This is a genomic window from Agitococcus lubricus (genome assembly GCF_003051055.1).
Lineage (GTDB): Bacteria > Pseudomonadota > Gammaproteobacteria > Pseudomonadales > Moraxellaceae > Agitococcus > Agitococcus lubricus.
Window position 1 is genome coordinate 1 of record NZ_QAON01000058.1, and the last position, 1,833, is coordinate 1,833.

The window sequence follows — 1,833 nt, forward strand, 5'->3', positions numbered from 1 at the left end:
CAAGTAGGATAGCACCCCGCACGATTTTGGTGTATTTTTGAATGGTTCTGAGGTCAATCTCAGGTTGTAGTTTGTTGAGGGGTGCTACCTCTTAGCGTTAAAGTTAGACGTTTTAAACAATGGAGCTTTTATGGAACGAAATGCTGCTTTAGCAATAATGGATAAGTTGCGTATAGCAACAATAGACCATATGACCCATATTGATAATCTTGATTCAATCTTTGAGCATGGATTATTGGCTCATAACAATCCGTATAAAAAAATAGATATTAGTAATCAAGAAGTAAATCAAAGAAGAAATAGAAAAGAGCCTATTTATAATAAAAATACTCACGATTATGTGCCTTTATATTTTAATCCTAGAAACGCTATGCTTTACCGTAACCAAAAACAATTTGGAGATGCAATTGTAATTTTAGCTTTTAAGAAGGACACAATTCTCTTAGAAAATACGTTATTTACAAATGGAAATGCTGCTTCTGACGGTACAAAATGCTCTAACGACATAGGCGAACTAGAACATAAAGATTGGAATTGGCCAATGATATGGAGTAGTAGTTGGAATGATAGCACCAATGCGGATGAGGTTAAATGGAGCATGATGGCTGAGGTTTTAGTCTATCAGAAATTAGAAATGAGCCAGTTACAAGAAATATATTGCTCAAGCCAAAGAGTAGAAAGTTATATAAAAAATCGCTATAACTTGCAAGATATTAAAGTCGCTGTAAATACTGATGTTTTCTTTTAGGGCGTATAAATGATTGAAATAAAAAAAGGTAATATCTTTACTACGCAATGCCAAACTATTGTAAATACTATAAATTGTGTTGGTGTAATGGGGGCTGGCATAGCTTATGAGTATAAACTTAGATACCCTAAAATGTTTACTAAATATAAAAAATACTGTAGTGATGGGGCTATTAGTATCGGAAAGTTGTGGATATATGATTTAGATGCAGAAGATATTAATACTCCTTATAAAAAAATATTGAATTTTCCAACTAAAAATCATTGGAAATACCCTACAAAAAATGAGTATTTAGAGAAAGGTTTACAGAAGTTTTTAGATACATATATTGATAAAAATATAGAGTCAATCGCGTTTCCTTTGTTGGGGGCTGATAAAGGTGGGCTTGATGAAAAAATATCTTTTGAAATTATGGAGTGCTATCTTTCTAAATGTCAAATTCCAGTTGAGATATGGTATTTTGATTCAAAAGCAAAAGATGATTTATATGATAGATGTAAAGAGGAGTTTATAGAAAAAATCAATTCTAATCTGATTGCAAAGTCAGGATTAAGAGCGGATGCCATTAGTAAAATTAAGAATGCGTTGCTTCTTGAAGATGTGAATAGCTTAAGTAGCCTTCAGCGAATTGGCGGTATTAGCGAAAAGTCTATGGAAAAGGTGTTTCAGTTATTAAAATATGTCTAACTTCCGCATCAACAGCGACAAGTACCCAGCCGCTTATAGTGTATTTTTTGATAATTCTGAAGTAATCTCAGTTTTTAAGTTTGTTGTTGGGTACTTGCGCGTTATGCGCCTAGTTAGCTAAAAATTTCTAGAGAAAGAGAAGGTAACAAGATGAAAAAAATAGCATTTGCTATGTTAGTTTTAACATTGGTTGGGTGTTCAACAATGCAGCCACCACGATATGCAATATCTGTTGATAACATACAAGCACTAAAAAAATTTAATGGCTCAAAAGTGGCAGTGAATAGTTTTTCTCAGTCGGCTGGTAATCATCCCCTTTTTAACCGAAGTTAAAAGTAGAGGTTTAGGCCACTAGAGCCAGCTTTTGCTTTGGCGGTCTCCCGCCATTCGCCTTGTTC

The 1,833-nt window shown here is 33.8% G+C and carries 2 protein-coding genes; both read left to right on the forward strand.

Going from position 1 to position 1,833, the window contains the following annotated elements:
* Window positions 1-130 precede the first annotated feature (130 nt).
* Window positions 131-748, forward strand: a complete 618-nt coding sequence (locus C8N29_RS16580; protein WP_107867171.1) for a DUF4433 domain-containing protein — start codon at window positions 131-133, stop codon at window positions 746-748.
* A 9-nt stretch (window positions 749-757) separates the two neighbouring features.
* Window positions 758-1,435, forward strand: a complete 678-nt coding sequence (locus tag C8N29_RS16585) for a macro domain-containing protein (protein ID WP_107867172.1) — start codon at window positions 758-760, stop codon at window positions 1,433-1,435.
* Window positions 1,436-1,833 lie beyond the last annotated feature (398 nt).